This is a genomic window from Rufibacter ruber (assembly GCF_014138425.1).
GTDB classification, from domain to species: Bacteria; Bacteroidota; Bacteroidia; order Cytophagales; family Hymenobacteraceae; genus Nibribacter; species Nibribacter ruber_C.
Genome location: NZ_JACJIQ010000007.1, coordinates 1 through 16,750 on the forward strand (window position 1 = coordinate 1; position 16,750 = coordinate 16,750).

Below are 16,750 nucleotides of genomic sequence, written 5' to 3' on the forward strand. Positions count from 1 at the left end.
CCAGGGCGCAGCACTGGCTTGCCCTGCATCTGCTAGCCTTTACAGCCTTGTTTATCCGAAAATTCAACCAAAATCAAAAACTCTAAACAGCTTCACTATATAGTGATTGTCTAAGTAAAAGCGCAACTGTGGAAGACATGGAGCGCTTTTTGCTTTTTGGGGTTAAGCATGGCTAAGAGCTTTTCTTCACTTTCTTTCACCAATAGCTTATGAAAAAAATAATTACGATCTGCTTATTTATCTCTTTGTCTGGCTGCGCGGCACTTTCCTACAATTCAAGGATTGGAATGGGGGAGGAAGAGTTTAAAAAGACACATTTCGGGGCTAGTTTATATTCTTTCAGCGAAGGAAAATCTGTGTATAAAATTAATTTGACAGACGAGGGCAAGCAATTTTATTATTTTCAGGATGGAAAACTCATAGGTATGGAAACCATTGAAAGAGTGCCAGACGTAGTGATTCAGCATAAAAAGGAAGACTCTCAGTAAGGTACTAAAAGTAATTTATGAAATGGTCACTTGAGTTTTTCTTTATACAACAAAAAAAGGCTTCCGTTTTGGGGCTCATTTCTGGAAATGAGCCCCAAAACGGAAGCCTTTTTTTAGAACAATCAGCAATCAACAATCCATCACGTTTTCTGCTTTTTCTTCTTGGCCGCCGGGAACAGAATATTGTTCAAAATCAACCGGTAGCCGGGTGAGTTAGGGTGCAGGGAAAGATCAGTGGGTTCTTCCTCCACAAAGTGCTGGTAATCCTCTGGGTCATGGCCACCATAGAACGTCCAGGTGCCTTTCCCGAAGGTGCCATGGATGTAACGCGCCTCGTCAATGGATTTGGTTTCGCCCATAATCACTACGTCAGATTTGATCAGTCTTTTCTTGAAACCGGTGGTCAGCCCCATGAACCCTTTAATGGTTTTCTCATGGTTTTGGGTCAACATGGTGGGAATGGGATCCCACTTTGCTGAATAGGTGAAGAGCTGAAAGTAATCACTGCCTTCGCGCAGCCCCCGCTCCAACTGTGAATTGTCAATGTTGGAAAACTCAGGGTGGAAGGGATCTCTGATCAGGGTAAAGTCTTTGAAGGCAAAGGTGTTCTCAAACTTCAGCTTCTGTTGCGCCTGCGGGTCAGCCGGATCACCATCAAACATCACTTCGGTGATGTCAACGCCGTGTGCCGCCAGGGCAATGTCATACGTGTCGGTGGCGGAGCACATGGCAAACATGAAGCCCCCGCCGGCGCAAAAGTCCCTGATGCGCTGTACCACCGCACCTTTCAGCTCAGGCACCTTGCTGAACCCAAACCGCTTGGCAATGGCCTCAGATTCCCGCTTCTGCTCTATGTACCAAGGGGCGTTTCTGAAGGCAGCGTAAAACTTTCCCTGCTGCCCGGTAAAATCTTCATGGTGCAGGTGCAGCCAGTCATATTTGGGCAGTTTGTCTTCCAGAATATCTGGGTCATACACCACGTCATAAGGGATCTCGGCGTAGGTGAGTACCAGGGTCACGGCGTCATCCCAGGGTTGTTTTGATTTAGGGGAGTAAACTGCAATTTTAGGCGCCTTCTCCAGTTTCATCACATCCATGTTAGACTCAGGGGCCCCAATCTCCTGCAGAATCTGGTTGTACTGCGCATCTGAGATGGTTTGGTAACCAATACCCCGCACCACCAGCTCATTCTCCAGTGGCTGAGCATGTTTGAAGGCGAACGAGCCGCCCCGGTAGTTCAGGAGCCAGTCAACCTCCACCTGCCGCTGCAGGGCCCAGTACGCCACACCATAGGCCTTGAGGTGGTTCTTCTGGTCTTTGTCCATGGGCAGCAGCAGGTAAGAGGCCCAGCTGTGCGTTCCCGCCAGCAGAAAAACCGCCACAACCCCCAGCAAACGGCGCATCATCTTCTTCATTTACAAACAGTTTTAAACAAATTTAAGAAAATCAGGCAGTAAACCGGAAAACCATTACTTTTATGGTAGTAAGATTTCTTTGCTTTCTACGACAGATACCCTATTTCTGTACTGCTCTTTTTCACCCACTATGAATTATACTGAAAACATCAAGGAAGGCTTTCGGTCCATTAAAAGCAACCTCCTGAGAACGGTGCTCACGGCTATGATCATTGCCATAGGCATCACCGCCCTGGTTGGTATGTTAACGGCAATTGAGGGTATCAAGTATTCGGTCTCCAGTACCTTTTCTACCTTGGGGGCCAATTCTTTTGACATAGAGAAGAAGTGGGAGGGGCGCGGCAGCCGCGGCGGAAAGCAGAACAAGGTGTACCCTAACATTACCGAATTCCAGGCCAAGCGCTACAAGGAGCTTATGGAAGGCAAGGCGCGGGTAAGCGTGGCCACCCAAATCTCTGGCGCCACCACGGTGAAAGCCGGGAGCATCAAGACTAACCCAAACATCAGTGTGCAGGGGGGAGATGAGAATTTCCTGGCCAATGAAACGTATGACCTGGAGGCAGGCCGCCCTTTCTCCAGCCTGGAGCACCAAAGCGGGGCGCCGGTAGCCATCATTGGGCCAGAGGTGGCCAAAAAACTCTTCCCTAAACAAAGTGCCGTGGGGCAGAACATTGTCATGCTGGGCCGCAGGTTCAAGGTAGTGGGCACCATCAAAGATGAAGGCGGCGGACTGGGCGGCGGCGGAAGCAACCGGATGATCATTATCCCTTTAGAGACGGCCACCCAAATTCCTACCAGTCAGCCACTGACGTTTTCCATTAAATCTGTCATTACCAACAATACCAGCCTGGCCTTTGTCATGGACGAAGCCACCGGTATCATGCGCAAGCTTCGGCAGGACCCGCTGGGGCAGGAAGACTCGTTTGAAATCACCCGCAGTGACTCTGTGGCGAAGACTCTGGATGATATTACCGGCTACGTGAAATCTTTTGGGGTTTTAGTAGGGTTTATCACCCTGCTGGGGGCCTCCATTGGTTTAATGAACATCATGATGGTCAGCGTCACTGAGCGTACCCGCGAGATTGGCATTAGAAAAGCCCTGGGTGCCACCATCAAGCAAATCAGGCAGCAGTTCCTGATTGAAGCCATTGTGATCTGTGTCCTGGGCGGCATTGCCGGAATCATATTTGGGGTATTAATGGGCAACGGCATCTCTATTCTCATAGGTCAGGGCGAATTCATTGTGCCGTGGCTCTGGATGTTTGTAGGGATGGCCACCTGTATTACCGTTGGTCTGATTTCGGGGTACTACCCTGCTTACAAAGCATCTAAGCTGGATCCTATTGAATCGCTTCGGTATGAGTAGGCATCGTCTGTTTTGGGGCTGCTTTTCTAAAAACAGCCCCAAAACAGAAATATTTCAAAAGATCCTTCGGCATGCAAAAGGAAGAATTTGCTTTTCCTGTTACTTTTAGGCAGTCTGTCTTAGCAACCTGTTGGCTTGCCTTCGCCTGAAAGGCTACTGCAGGTTTTTTTTAATCTAGGCACATGCCGTTTCTACAACATCTACTTGCCCAACTATCCCCTAAAAAAGCGTTTCACCGGCAGGGGCACGGGGTGCTGCTGAGCTACCTTTTGCGCTGGGTTTTCATTTCGCTTCTGGTGGGGGGCGTCTCCGGGTCTGCCTCTGCTCTTTTTCTGGTGTTGCTGGAGTTCGTTACCCAGTACCGCGAGACGCACGCGTGGGTACTTTACCTTCTTCCGGTAGCGGGTTTCCTTATTGGGGCTGCGTACCAGTATGGGGGCAAAGGCTCAGAAGGAGGGAACAACTTGCTTCTCCAGACAATCCAGAAGCCTAGCCTTGCCAGAATCCCCTTCGTGATGGCCCCGCTGGTCATGCTGGCCACTGTGCTTACCCACCTGGTGGGCGGCTCCGCCGGAAGGGAGGGGACTGCCGTTCAGATGGGCGGAAGCCTGGCAGATCAACTGACCCCGTGGCTGAAGCTCCGCCCGCGGGACCGGCAGGTGCTCCTGATCTGTGGCGTGAGCGGCGGGTTCGCCTCAGTGTTTGGTACGCCGCTGGCCGGTGCTGTTTTTGGGCTAGAGGTCTTTCTGATAGGCCAGCTCCGGTACCACGCGCTGTTGCCCAGCTTTTTAACGGCCTGTTTTGCGCACTGGGTCACGCTGAGTTGGGGGGTGGGCCATACGGTTTATCCGGAGGTGGTGCCGCCTGCTTTCACTGTGCTGTCACTGGGGGCCACCCTTTTGGCGGGGATCTGCTTTGGGGTGGTGGCGAGAGGGTTTGCCGGTGCTTCTCATGCGGTGGCCGCTATTTTTAAAACCACCATTGCGTACCGCCCTTTGCGGCCTGCCATTGGCGGTGTCTTGCTGCTGCTGGTTCTATGGGCCCTGGGCACCACCAACTATGTGGGATTGGGCATTCCCACCATTGTCGCCTCGTTTGAAACCCCTTTGCCTGGGTATGATTTCGCCCTGAAACTGTTCTTAACGGCGTTGACCCTGGGTTGTGGCTTTAAGGGCGGTGAGGTGACGCCGCTGTTTTTTATTGGTGCCACCCTGGGCAATGCCTTGTTCCCGTGGCTTCCGCTGCCGTTGGAGATGTTGGCCGCCCTTGGCTTTGTGGCAGTTTTTGCCGGTGCCGCCAACACTCCGCTGGCGTGTACCTTTATGGCGGTTGAACTCTTTGGGAGTGGCTGCGGTATGTATGCCGGTTTGGCCTGCGTGGTTGCGTATCTGTTCTCTGGCCATAAAGGGATCTACGGCGGGCAGGTGGTAGGGAGCAGCAAACATTTACTCTGGGGGAGGGACACCGGGAAGGCGTTAGAGGAACTGTAATACAAGTAGGGCACCATGTTTCTGCGCTGGGAAGGCAAAACAAGAACGGTCTCCAACCAAGGAAAGAAGCCCCCTTTCTGTTTTGGGGCTGTTTTCAAGAAAACAGCCCCAAAACAGAAATCTGGATGAAATCACCACCCCACCCCCACAAAAAAAAGCCGACGGTGGCGTCGGCTTTTTTAGATTTAGGAAGAAGTAAGATAAGCTTATTTCTTTTTAGTTTTAGCGTATTCTTCGTTCAGGCCTTTGATTACTTCAGTGGTGATGTCTAACGATTTGTCACCGTATAGAATAGCGCTGTTGCCCCGGGTATAGGTTAAAACCATTTTATAGCCGCGGTCAGCACTTAACTTTTTAAGATAACTCTCTACTTTCTCATAGATCTTCTTCATCTCCTCGTTCTCGTCATTGGCCAACTGGTTGCCGGCACTTTGCTGCTGGGCTGCCAATTGCTGCTGTTTCTGGCCCAGACGCTGCTCGGTAGAGGCGCGTTGTTCCTGGGTCATGCCGGCTGCCTGCTGCTGAAACTGGCCTACCTCGCGCTGAAACGCCTCGCCTTTGCTTCTGAAATCGCTGTCCAGGCGTTTGGCTTTGGCCTCAAGGCGTGATTTCACATCTTTGAAAAACTGGTATTTGGTCAGGAGCGAATCAGAATTGATGTACACTATCTCTGGGTTTGCCTGGGCGGGGGAAAGAGTCTGGCCGGCAGGGTCAGCCGTGGCGGTTGAATCATCTGCGGCCGTTGTTTCTTGGGCAGCTGCTGACGCAGGTTTCTCTGCGGGCGTTTCATTTTTGCAGGCAGCAAAGGTGCTGGCGGCTACTAGAGCCAACATCAAATTTCTTGAAATACTCACTGTCAAGGTCTATAAGGGTTACAAATTAAGCCTGGGCAGCTACGTTGAGTACTGCCCAGGCCGCAGGTTTAGTGGGTCAATTTAAGAAAATATATTGTAAGCCTAAGCAATGTCAGGGGCGAAGGTTAATTTCCGCCGGCCCGGTTTAACTCCTCCAGGCTGGCGTTGCGGCGCTTCACCTCAAATTTCTCGCCTTTAAGAAAGCGGTAGCGCAGGTTCAGGCGCACGCTTTGGCTTGAGTGGTACATGTCAATCTTGTTAGTGTTCCCGTTCACCACAGAGATCCCCTTCATTCTCTGGGTCCGGAAGATATCTGTCACGGCCAGGTTCACATCCAGCTTATCTTTAAAGAAAGAGCGTTTTACAGCCACGTCTACCCAACCCGCCGGATCTGTTTTATACACGTTGAACGCCCCTTTGCCCCGGTACGAACCGTTGACTTCGGCTTTGAAACCTTTAGGCAACAAGATGTTGTGGTTGGTTTGGGCCATGAACATGGTTTGCGCATTCTCAATGACCTTCTCCTTCACCAACGTCTGAAAATTCTGGTATGCCACCGTTACATTGTTGCTCATGTTCCATTTAGAGGTGACCGTAACCGGCACTGTCAGGGTGGCGTTGGTGGTGGCGCTCTCCACGTTGCTTTGCCGGAAGACCATCACGTTTTGCTCTGGGTAGAAATAAGGCACCTCTGAGATATCATCTTTGGTGTGGGCGTAGCCCAGGGTCAGGTTATAGTTCTTCCTGTAGGTCTGGGTTACCTGGAACGAGTTGGTGTACTCCGGTTTCAGGTACGGGTTGCCCTCTGCGTAGGTGTTGGCGTCAATGTAAAACCGGAACGGGTTCAGGTTGCTGTAGCGGGGCCGGAAGATGCGGCGGCTGTAGTTGTAGCTGACCATATAGTTTCCAGAGACTTTCTGCTGCACAAACACACTGGGGAACCAGTCCAGGTAGGAGCGGGGAGTCACTTTATTATTAGGGATGGAATTTCCCTCAGAATTGTTGTATTCGGCCCGCAGGCCGGCCTGTAAAGTGAATTTAGGGCTCAGGCTGGCGCTGAAGTTGGTGTACGCAGCCAGAATGTTTTCGTCATAAATGAAGTGGTCGCCTTTCCGGACACTGTGCGGCACCTGCTCGCCCTTGTCAAGGCTGTAAAAATCTATCTGGTTGTCAGACTCCACGTAGCTGGCCTTGGCGCCCAGTTCCAGTTTTCCTTTCATGGACGGCAGCGGACGGACAAAATCTACCTTGGCCGAATAAATCTGGTAAGCAGTTGGGTTAAGCGTTTCAAAATATTCTTGCTCCGAGCCTGGTTTATAGCTGAAGGTTTGGAGGTTCAGGAAATCACTGGGGGTGCTGTCTTTGATGCGCACCACGTCAAGATCTGCTGAAAGGGTAGTGCCCAAAGTGTCCAGTTTGCCGGTATAGTGAGCATTGAAAGAGGCGCTGTGGTACCGCTGCCTGTTGTGGGTGGTGGTCTGGTTGTACAGCCGTCCTGCTTGGGTTGGGTCGTCTAAAACTGAATTAGTGGCCACCCCAGAGGTGGAACGAATGCTGGAAAGGCTTACTGTGCCGCCCATGCTATGGTTTTTGTTCAGGTCATAGTCAGTCCCTACGCGCATGGAAGGGGAGAAGGAACTGCCTTCTTCTTTCCCTGCCTGGGTAAGCAAAGCAGTAGTGCCTTCATTAGCAAAAACACGGTCCATGGTAAAGGTTCTCTTGCGCGGGCGCTGGGCCAGGTCTACGGTGGCAAATGAACTCCATTTACCCTGCTTCAGGTTGAGGTTGAGGCCGCCGTTGCCGCCACTTTTGGTATTGTTCTGGTAACCGCCGTACACGCTGCCGTTCAGCCCGTCCAGGTTGTTTTTCTTCAGGTTGAGGTTGATGATGCCCCCGGTTCCCTCCGCATCATATTTAGCCGATGGGTTGGCGATGATCTCCAAATTTTTCAGATTGTCTGCGGGCATGCCCTGCAGCATGGTTTGGAGTTGCTTGCCGTCCAGGTAGGTGAGTTTGCCATCAATCATCACTTTTACGCCCTGCTTTCCGTTCAACTGGATGTTCCCGTCCTGGTCTACAAATACGCCCGGCGACTTGGCCAGCACGTCATAAGCGGTATTGCCGGCAGCCATGGCTGTTCCCTCTACGCTCACCACCATCTTATCGGGCTGTACATCTACGCTGGGCCGAAGGTTCTGCACGGTCACCTCCTTGAGCATTTTGGAATCCTGTTTCAGTACTACTTTCCCAAAATCACGGGTAAAACCTGCCGCGGGAGCATCAAAGGGAGCCAGGTCATGATGGGTAAACCCCATGGCGCTGATGCGCAGCAGGTAAGTTCCTTTGCCGGGAGTTTTCAGAGAGAATGTCCCGTCCAGTTGAATGGACGTGCCGGTGAGAACAGTCTTGTCATCGGCTTTGAGTAAGGCCACGGTGCCGTAGCTGAGGGGTTCGCCTTTTTCATCTACTACCCGGCCGGTGAGGGAACCCGTAGATTGGGCCATGGCAGCCTGGCCAGTGAAGGCCAGGGCGACCAGTAAGAAGAGGAATTGAGAAAGCTTTTTCATGTCAGAGATATTAGTGTTTCTATTTATCTATAGTACTATGTAATGCAAGGCACATTATCAAAAAAAAAGCCTTAGCTAAACCGGAGCGGCTGATTTGATCCTGTACGCACTTTTTTACCCACGTGTGAAGACAGCAGCACATACCCCACCATACCTAAGGTGAAGGTGGCCAAAAAGAGGAATATTTGGGCGAAGAGGTGAAGGATCTGGTAATTTTCCATAGTAGTAGGGGTTAGAGGAATTATTTCTGTTGATGGAGCAAATATATAATAAGGTACTATGTAACGCAAGGTACTGTACTGTTTTAATAAAAATATTTTCTCTGGAGGAAAGGGAGGGCCTGGTAGAGTAAGGGAGAATTTGCGTTTTGGGGCTGTTTTTATCAAATCAGCCCCAAAACGCAGTAAGATTAGTAGCTGCCCCCTCCATGAAGGAAGGCTTTCTTAATTTCTGTTTTCGGCCTACTTTTTAAAAAACAGGCCAAAAACAGAAAATACCATTTGTCAGGCAGTATTAGGTATTCTAATGGCAAGGCCATTGCCAGCAGGAAATGACCTCTAGTTGCCTCCGGCGCGGTTGAGTTCCTCCAGGTTGGTGGAACGGCGCTGCATCTCAAACTTCTGGCCTTTGCTGAAGCGGTAGCGCAGGTTCACCCGAAAGCTCTGCGCCGCGAAGTACTGGTCAAAGGCGTTGATGTTGCCGTCAAAGTTGGCAGAGCCCACCACCTTGCGGGTTCTGAAGATATCGGTCACGGTGAGGCTCACGTCCAGGTTGTCTTTCAGGAAAGAACGCTTTACACCGGAGTCCAGCCACCAGGTACGCTCAATGGTGTAGAGCCCATAGGCCTGCGGCCCCTGTAGGCCCAGGTTCAGCTCCATCTTTATCTTGTGCGGCAACTGAAGGGTATGGTTGGAGTTGAGCATGTAGTAGAACTGCTCGTTCAAAATAGGCTGGTTCTCCTGCACATACGTGGTAAAAGACTGAAACCCGAAGCCCAGGTTGTTGCTCGCCTCCCATTTCTTCATGATGCGTACCGGCACCACCAATGTACCGTTCAGGTTCTTGAAGGCATCTACGTTGCGCTGGGAAAAGATAGTGGTGTTGGTTTCATTGTTCTGCACCGGAATCTTCCGCGATGAAATCTTTGGTGTGCGCGTAACCTAGCGTGAGAATGTAGTCTTTCTTGAACGTCTGTGACACCTGGAACGAATGCGTGTACTGCGGCCGCAGGGCCGGGTTGCCTTGTGCCCAGGTGAGAGGGTCCAGGTAGAAAATGAACGGGTTCAGGTCATCGTACTGCGGCCGGTTGATGCGGCGGCTGTAGTTGTAGGTCAACTGGTAGTTGTCTGTCACTTTCTGCTGAACAAACAGGCTGGGGAAGAAATCAAGGTAACGGCGGGGCGTGGTATGCTTCAAGGTCACTGACCGGCCTTTAGACACCGTTTGCTCCGCCCGTAGCCCTGCCTGCACGCTCCAACGCTCGCCCAGGTTGGCACTGTAATTGGCGTAGCCCGCGTAAATGTTCTCTCTATATATAAAATGGTTGCTGCGCTTGGAATCTGGCCGCCGGGAATTCCCCTCTACAAAATAGAACTGCAGCTCGTTGTCAGATTCCACGTAACTGGTTTTGAGACCCGCCTCCAACTTGCTCTTGTTCTGGAATTTGCGGGTGAAATCGGCCTTGGCCGAGTAGATATGGAAAGTGGTAGGATTGTAGCTGCCCAACTGCTCCAGCCGGAGCTGCGGTGCCTGGTTCACGTACTGGCCGCTGTTGAAGAACCCGGCGTCATTGTTGTCGGTGATTTTCACGTAATCCACGTCGGCGGACAGGGAACTGCCCAGGGTATCCAGTTTATAGGCGTAGTGCCCGTTTAGGGTGATGTTGAAGTAATCGGCGTCAATCAGGTTCCGGGCGCTGATGAGGGAGTCTTCCAAAGGATTGCTGTTGCGCAGATACGTCTCCGTCACGAAGGAATTGTCATAGTCTACGGTCATCACATACGCCATCGCCCCAAAGCTGTGTTGGTCGTTCAGCTGGTAATCGGTGCCCAGCCTCACCGACGGCACATTTCTAAAGGTTTCCTCGCGCCCCCGCTGGTCAAAACTGGTGGGCTGGCCTTCCTGCCAGAAAAGCCTGGTCATGGTATTGGTGCGCAAATTCGTCCGACGACCGAAATCGGCGTTCAGGAAAGAATTCCACTGGCCGCTCTTATAGTTGATGTTGGTGCCCGCCGAGTAACCGTGCAGTTTGTTGTACTGGTAGCCGGTGTACACGCTGCCGTTGAGACCCGTCAGTTGGTTTTTCTTCAGGTTGATGTTGATGATGCCGGAGTTTCCCTCGGCATCGAATTTAGACGAAGGGTTGGTGATGATCTCCAGGTCCTTGATATTGTCGGCGGGCATGGACTGGAGCATGGTCTGCAGCTGTTTGCCGCTCATGTAGGTCAGCTTGCCGTCAATCATGACCCGTACGCCGGCCTTTCCGTTGAGCTGGATGTTGCCGTCCTGGTCTACCCACACGCCCGGCGATTTTGACAAAACTTCCATGGCGGTGCTGCCGGCGGCCATTACGGTGCCTTCCACGCTCACCACCATTTTGTCTGGGTGGTTGATGATGGTGGGGCGCATAGATTCTACGGTCACTTCCTGCAGCATCTTTGCATCCTGGGCCAGCGCCAGTTTCCCGAACTCTTTCTGAAAGCCCGCCTGGTTCACCACAAACGCCGGAGTCTCCAGCGTGCCATAGCCCATGGCGGTCACTTTCAGGAAATAGGTGCCGGGGGCGGGGCTCTTCAGCTTAAAATGGCCATTCACCTCCACGCCGGCACCGTCTACCACGGCCGCATCGGCTTTCCGGATCAGGGCCACCGTTCCGTAGCTTAGCGGCTCGCCTTTGGAGTCTACCAACGTTCCGGTAATGCCCGTTGAACTTTGGGCCAGGGCCTGAAAGAAACAACAGAGACTGAGACAAGCAAGGAGGAAGAGTTGATTGCTTTTTTTCATAAAGGGGAATGCTAAGGAGTTAGATCAGTTGTAGGAGTAAGGGGTCAAGCGCTTTGAAAGGAAAGATGTAGTTAGTTGGTGTTTGGTTGCTTCACTGAATCATTTTCTTTCTATAGGCTGCTTCCCCTGCTTCTATCGCACAACAGCTGTATCCCGTTTGGCAAGATTCTGACCAAATGCTTTTAAACATGGCAATTATTTGATATACAATTGTTTGGGAAATTTATCAAAGGCTGCAAGTGTCCGGAATCGGACAGTAAGTGTGTGATAACCGGACAGGGTAAAAGCGGGAAAGAAAGTTTCTTTGCGACAGCATAGACTGCTCTAAAAGGTTCGTGCCCTTTGCGTTTTTGACCTGTTTTTGGAAAAACAGGACAAAAACAGCGTCTGCTTTTCCGGCCCTTCCTGATAAGGAATTCTCTCTTGTAAAAGAGTAACCTTTGCCCCTACGGGAGGGTATGGGTAGGCGAGGTCAGATTTATTTGACCTTCGTACCTTTGCCTCGCAAAACCATTCTTCGCCGTTCCCAACCAGCCGCACATGAAAGAAGCCACCTCCGCCAGCGCCACAAAGAAAAAAATTAGCCTGCCGGGGCTTTTGCAGCGCGTGGGGCTAGACACCTTTCTGCTGTTTCTGCTGGCCATGATTGTGCTTGCCTATCTGTGGCCGGAGTTGGGGGAAGAAAACGGACCTTTGCCGCTGGAAGAAATTACCACCTACGGCGTAGCGCTCATCTTTTTCTTTTACGGGCTTCGGTTAAGCCCCGCCAAACTGAAAGCCGGCCTCAGCGACTGGCGACTGCATTTGGTGGTACAGTTGAGCACGTTTCTGCTGTTTCCCCTTTTGGTGTGGGGGAGCCACGCGGTAGCGCTCAACAGTGCCACGCCCGCACTTTGGCTGGGCGCGTTTTACGTGGCGGCCTTGCCGTCAACGGTGTCGTCGTCGGTGGTGATGGTGTCTATTGCGGGCGGCAACATTCCGGCGGCCATCTTCAACGCCAGCATTTCCAGCCTCATTGGCGTGTTCATGACGCCCGTCTGGATGAGTTTTTTCACCAGCACCAGCTCCGCCGCCGACATGGACCTGACCAGCGTGATCCTGAAACTCATGCTCCAGGTGGTGCTGCCCGTGACCTTGGGTATTCTGCTGAACCGGAAGTTCGGGGCCTTTGCCGAGGCGCAGAAAAGCCGCCTGAGACTCTTCGATCAGACCATTATCCTGCTCATCGTGTACTCGTCCTTCTGCGATTCCTTCGCCCGAAACATGTTTGCGGGGTTCAGCGCGCTGGACATCTTTCTGCTGGGCGGGGCCATGGTGGCGCTGTTCCTGTTGGTGACGGGGCTTACGTCTTTGATCAGTAACCTGCTGGGGTTCAGCCGGGAGAACCGCATCACGGCTATGTTCTGCGGCTCCAAGAAATCACTGGTGCACGGCACGGTCATGTCAAAGGTGCTGTTCCCAGATGCCAACACGGTGGGCATTATCCTGCTGCCGCTCATGCTGTACCACGCCCTGCAACTCATCATTGCCAGTATGCTGGCGCAGCGCATGGCCCGGAAAGAAGCTTCGGCGCAGCCTCCCACTACTATTGGTTAGAACTGGTTTTGGCCTGATTTCAGAAAAAGAGGCTATAAACGCAATGGCCCGACCTTCAGAAGAAAGCCGGGCCATTGCGTTAGGTAATTTTAGTAGGCGGAAATTAATGCGCCAGAAGTTCATGATACGTTTCTTCGGCTTCCATGAGGCCGGCCGGGGTGATGTTGGTGAGGCGCACGTGCTTTTCCTCGTTCACCAGCACCGGGTCATATTTGGCCACTACGCGCACGTAATTCTCGGTGAAGCCTTCCATGTAACCGTCGGTAATATCAGCCTCGAAGAGGACTTTGCCTTCGTAACCGATCTGGCTCTCATAGTAAGCGCGCTTCTTCTTCTCTGACAGAATGCGGAGCATGTCGGCGCGGCGGTTGCGCTCTTTCTGGGGCACGGCACCGGGTAAATCAATGGCCAGCGTGTTGGCGCGCTCAGAGTACGGGAACACGTGCAGGTAGCTGATATTAAGTTCGTTCAGGAAGTTGTAGGTTTTCAGGAAATCTTCCTCGGTCTCGCCGGGGAAGCCCACAATCACGTCCACCCCAATGCAGGCGTGCGGCATGGCGGTTTTGATCCAGTCCACACGCTGGGCGTACAGTTCCCGCAGGTAACGGCGGCGCATGAGCTTCAGAATCTTGTTGCTCCCTGACTGCAAGGGCACGTGGAAGTGCGGCATAAATCGCTGAGAACCTGCCACGAACTGAATGATCTCTTCACTTAACAGATTAGGTTCAATGGACGAAATCCGGAAGCGTTTCACGGTCTCTACCTGATCCAGCGCCTGCACCAATTGGAAGAAATTCTCCACGCGCACGCCTTCCTGCAACCCGAAATCGCCGGTGTTCACGCCGGTGAGCACAATCTCCTTCACGCCGGAAAGGCCAATTTCCTGCGCCTCTTTCACCACGTTGGCAATGGTGTTGCTCCGGGACTTGCCGCGGGCCTGCGGAATGGTGCAGAACGTGCAGGAATAGTCGCAGCCGTCCTGCACTTTCAGGAAGGTGCGGGTACGGTCGCCAAAAGAATAGGCGTTCACGAAGGTATTGGCCTCAGAAACGGCGCTGGCGTGCACCTGCGGCGCGTCTTTCTTCTCAAAGGTCTCCAGAATGTCTACCAGCTGGAATTTCTCGGCAGCGCCCAGCACAGCGTCTACGCCAGGGATTTCGGAAATTTCCTTCGGCTTTAGCTGAGCGTAGCAGCCCACAATGGTAATGAACGCGTTGGGTGAATGCTTCAAGGCTTCCTTCACCACTTTCCGGCACTTCTTGTCGGCGTTGTCAGTGACGGAGCACGTGTTGATGACGTATATATCGGGCGTGTCAGTGAACTCCACCTTCTCAAACCCGCGCTCCTGGAAGATGCGCGACAGGGTAGAGGTCTCAGAGAAATTCAGCTTACAGCCTAGTGTATAGAAAGCTACCTTTTTCATAATCAGGGGGCAAAGGTACGGAGAATGTACATGAAATGCTTGCCTCAGCCATTGAGTTCCTGTTTTTGGCCTGTTTTCAGAAAAACAGGCCAAAAACGCAGCCCAGCGCTAGAGCTTGTCAATGCCAAAGTAATAGGAGGCGGGGATTGGGAGAGGCAGAAACGCTCACACTTCACAACCCATGTTTCACTCAGCCTTTCAGGGAAAACGCCATCTATTTTTTAGCGGCGGCTCCGGCTAGTCCGGAGACCCGCAGCATCCGTTGTCACCGGACAAAGGTCTAGCGCCAGCGCTACTTCCCTTTCAATGTAAGCTAACCTGCTCCTTTAGAAGCCAGTGGGCCCCTCATAAAGCCCACAGAGGCGAGTTTTAACTTGTGACAACAGGTGGTCAGTGTCTCCAGACGGTAAGATTTATATTATACCATGCCTCTGAAGAGCAGGTATCAAAATTATTTGCGTTTTGGAGCTGTTTTTCTGAAAACAGCTCCAAAACGCAAACGGCTTACTTCTTCAGGAAATCAGCAAAGCTGGTTTGCATGTAGGCTTTTCCCTGTTCCACCTGCAGATCAGACACGGCGGAGTCTCTTTGAATGGGTTGTTTGGCCACATTGTCAAAGGTGACAGTGCCCTGCGGTGTGACCATGCCAAACCCATCATTGAAAACGTAGAAGGCAAACGGGGTAGCTTTGGCGTCCAGCAGGTTCTTGCTCCAGGCGAAGTGGTCATGGGGTAACCCCAACTGTTGCAACAGGGTGGGCACCAGATCTGTCTGGGAGCCAATGTGCGTGACTACCGTATCTTTCACCGCCAAAGCCCCGCCGGCCAGAACCAACGGAACCCTGAATTTGCTGGGGGCGTCATTTTGATCCCGCCCAGGGAAGGGGTGTCCGTGGTCAGCGATCAAGACCACCAGTGTATTCTGCCACCACGGCTGCTTCTTTGCCTCAGCTATAAACTTGCCTAGCGCCCAATCTGTATAATAAAAGGAGTTTTTAAACTGGGTTTCCTCATCCCTTCCCCTGAACTTGGCCGGGATGGGAATGTCATAGGGCTCATGGCTGCTGAGCGTGAAAACGGTGGTGAAAAAAGGCTGCCTGGGCTGCTGATGGTCCTGGAGCACCTTCTCAAACAGGATATGGTCATGCACGCCCCATTTTGAATTGTAACTTTCACGGGGGAAATCTGACTTCTCCATCAGGAAATCATACTGCCCGTTGATCAGGTAAGACTTGATGTTGGCAAACGCCAGCTCGCCGCCGTAGTAATAGCTGGTATGGTAGCCAGCTTTCTTCAGTTCAGAGGCCAGCTGGGGCAGGCGCTCTGTCTTCTTGGGGGTCTTTATGATAGAAGTGGTAGTCTGCACGGGGTAGCCACTCAGAAGAGCCACCATGCCTTTTTCGCTGCGGTCCCCCGCTGCATAGATATTGGAGAAAAGCACCCCCTCTCTGGCCAGGGCATCTAAATTAGGGGTTACACCAGCTGGCCCACCCAATGCGCCCACTAATTTGGCGGTGTAGCTTTCCAGGATAATGAACAGGATGTTAGGCTTTTTCACCCGAAGCAGGGAAGGGACAGAATCTGCTTTTGGGGTGTACAGATCCTGTACCAGCGCCGAAGCCTGGTTTTTCCCCAGGTAAAGGTACGGGTTCCTGGTGCTGTGGTTCTTCTTAATAAGGGAATGCATCACATTCCAGGGAACATTGACCCCGGCGTGGTTGGCAAAAATCTTCTGGGAGAAATACACGTCGCTTTGGTTCAACGGAATCTGTTGCCAACCGCCCCTAATGGGTAACACCAGCAACGCCAGCATCAGCAGGCTCAGCACGAGCTCCACCACCAGGTGTTGCCTTTTTTTAGGGGTAGAGAAAATCCAGCGGTTCCTGACAAACATAAAGGCAAAAGCGCCGGCGGCCCATAGCAAAACAAACAGGAGCAGTAAAATAAATACAGGGGCAGACGCCACAGAAGCGGCCATCTCTGCCGGGGTGTTCAGGTACTGCAACGGGGTAGAATCCAGCCTAAACCCCCAGGCCGAATACAGCTCCAGGTCAGAGATGACCAGGAGCACCATCACGGGCAGTAGTATAAGGGTGTAGGCAGAGACAACCTTTAAAAACACCGGCTTTTTAAAAGCGGCTTCGTTCAGGAAGAGCAGAAAGGGAATCACACTCAGGTAAGCCGCAAACGAGGCATCCATCCGGAGGCCATAGAGAAAGGTCTTGCTTAGTTCAGCGGCTGTTAATTCAGCGGCCCTGGCGTGTTGGTAGCTCAGGAACAACGCCCGGCAAATCAGAAAAAAGCCTGTCCAGAAGAGGAAGTAGGCCAAGGATCTGGCTATAATATTTTTCACAAAGCAAATATACTCTTTCTCCGTGTCCATTGGAGTGCCTCCCTGTAAAAGCTAACACCTGTTATTTTTACCCTCTGTGCAGGAAAAAACTATGAAAAATTGATAAAACACTGTCTGAAATAATGGGTGTCAGTGATCAAACTGTTAATTTGGATAAAAAACACCCTAGAAACAGAGGTCAATCTATTGCATGTTG

At 51.9% G+C, this 16,750-nt stretch carries 12 protein-coding genes; 4 read left to right on the top strand and 8 right to left on the bottom strand.

Going from position 1 to position 16,750, the window contains the following annotated elements:
* Window positions 1-209 precede the first annotated feature (209 nt).
* On the top strand, window positions 210-488 hold the full coding sequence (locus FHS90_RS09510; RefSeq protein ID WP_182512882.1) for a hypothetical protein: 279 nt from the start codon (window positions 210-212) through the stop codon (window positions 486-488).
* A 140-nt stretch (window positions 489-628) separates the two neighbouring features.
* Here FHS90_RS09510 and FHS90_RS09515 read toward each other — a convergent pair whose 3' ends face one another.
* Window positions 629-1,894 carry an asparagine synthetase B gene (locus FHS90_RS09515; protein WP_182513041.1) on the bottom strand — a complete coding sequence of 422 codons (1,266 nt, stop codon included), beginning with the start codon at window positions 1,892-1,894 and terminating at the stop codon, window positions 629-631.
* 139 nt (window positions 1,895-2,033) lie between these two features.
* Between FHS90_RS09515 and FHS90_RS09520 the strand changes: the two genes are divergently transcribed.
* Both FHS90_RS09520 and FHS90_RS09525 read left to right on the top strand, forming a co-directional pair.
* Window positions 2,034-3,269 (top strand): ABC transporter permease, encoded by a 1,236-nt coding sequence (locus tag FHS90_RS09520; RefSeq protein ID WP_182512883.1) that lies wholly within the window; start codon window positions 2,034-2,036, stop codon window positions 3,267-3,269.
* A gap of 182 nt (window positions 3,270-3,451) precedes the next feature.
* Entirely contained in the window at window positions 3,452-4,759 is a 1,308-nt protein-coding gene (locus tag FHS90_RS09525; protein WP_182512884.1) for a chloride channel protein, read from the top strand.
* A gap of 206 nt (window positions 4,760-4,965) precedes the next feature.
* Here the strand turns inward: FHS90_RS09525 and FHS90_RS09530 are convergent, their stop codons facing one another.
* The 5 genes from FHS90_RS09530 to FHS90_RS09545 all read right to left on the bottom strand — a co-directional run bounded on the left by FHS90_RS09530 (window position 4,966) and on the right by FHS90_RS09545 (window position 11,183).
* Window positions 4,966-5,592: an OmpH/Skp family outer membrane protein gene (locus FHS90_RS09530; protein WP_074987933.1), complete on the bottom strand. Its 627-nt coding sequence runs from the start codon at window positions 5,590-5,592 to the stop codon at window positions 4,966-4,968.
* A gap of 146 nt (window positions 5,593-5,738) precedes the next feature.
* On the bottom strand, window positions 5,739-8,180 hold the full coding sequence (locus tag FHS90_RS09535) for an outer membrane beta-barrel family protein (protein WP_182512885.1): 2,442 nt from the start codon (window positions 8,178-8,180) through the stop codon (window positions 5,739-5,741).
* Between the two features lie 71 nt (window positions 8,181-8,251).
* The gene (locus tag FHS90_RS09540; RefSeq protein ID WP_182512886.1) at window positions 8,252-8,401 is read right to left on the bottom strand and encodes a hypothetical protein; all 150 of its coding nucleotides are present in this window, start codon (window positions 8,399-8,401) and stop codon (window positions 8,252-8,254) included.
* Window positions 8,402-8,737: 336 nt separating this feature from the next.
* Window positions 8,738-9,301 (bottom strand): outer membrane beta-barrel protein, encoded by a 564-nt coding sequence (locus FHS90_RS22615; protein WP_343049648.1) that lies wholly within the window; start codon window positions 9,299-9,301, stop codon window positions 8,738-8,740.
* Window positions 9,288-11,183: a TonB-dependent receptor domain-containing protein gene (locus tag FHS90_RS09545; protein ID WP_281367889.1), complete on the bottom strand. Its 1,896-nt coding sequence runs from the start codon at window positions 11,181-11,183 to the stop codon at window positions 9,288-9,290. Before FHS90_RS09545 ends, FHS90_RS22615 begins: the two co-directional genes overlap by 14 nt.
* Window positions 11,184-11,723: 540 nt before the next feature.
* Here FHS90_RS09545 and FHS90_RS09550 point away from each other — a divergent pair.
* The gene (locus tag FHS90_RS09550; RefSeq protein ID WP_182512887.1) at window positions 11,724-12,779 is read left to right on the top strand and encodes a bile acid:sodium symporter family protein; all 1,056 of its coding nucleotides are present in this window, start codon (window positions 11,724-11,726) and stop codon (window positions 12,777-12,779) included.
* A 103-nt stretch (window positions 12,780-12,882) separates the two neighbouring features.
* On the opposite strand, the gene mtaB is transcribed toward FHS90_RS09550, so the two are convergent.
* Window positions 12,883-14,202: a tRNA (N(6)-L-threonylcarbamoyladenosine(37)-C(2))-methylthiotransferase MtaB gene (gene mtaB, locus FHS90_RS09555; RefSeq protein WP_182512888.1), complete on the bottom strand. Its 1,320-nt coding sequence runs from the start codon at window positions 14,200-14,202 to the stop codon at window positions 12,883-12,885.
* 504 nt (window positions 14,203-14,706) lie between these two features.
* Complete coding sequence (locus FHS90_RS22755; RefSeq protein WP_182512889.1) at window positions 14,707-16,554, bottom strand: sulfatase-like hydrolase/transferase; 1,848 nt, start codon at window positions 16,552-16,554, stop codon at window positions 14,707-14,709.
* Between the last annotated feature and the right edge of the window lie 196 nt (window positions 16,555-16,750).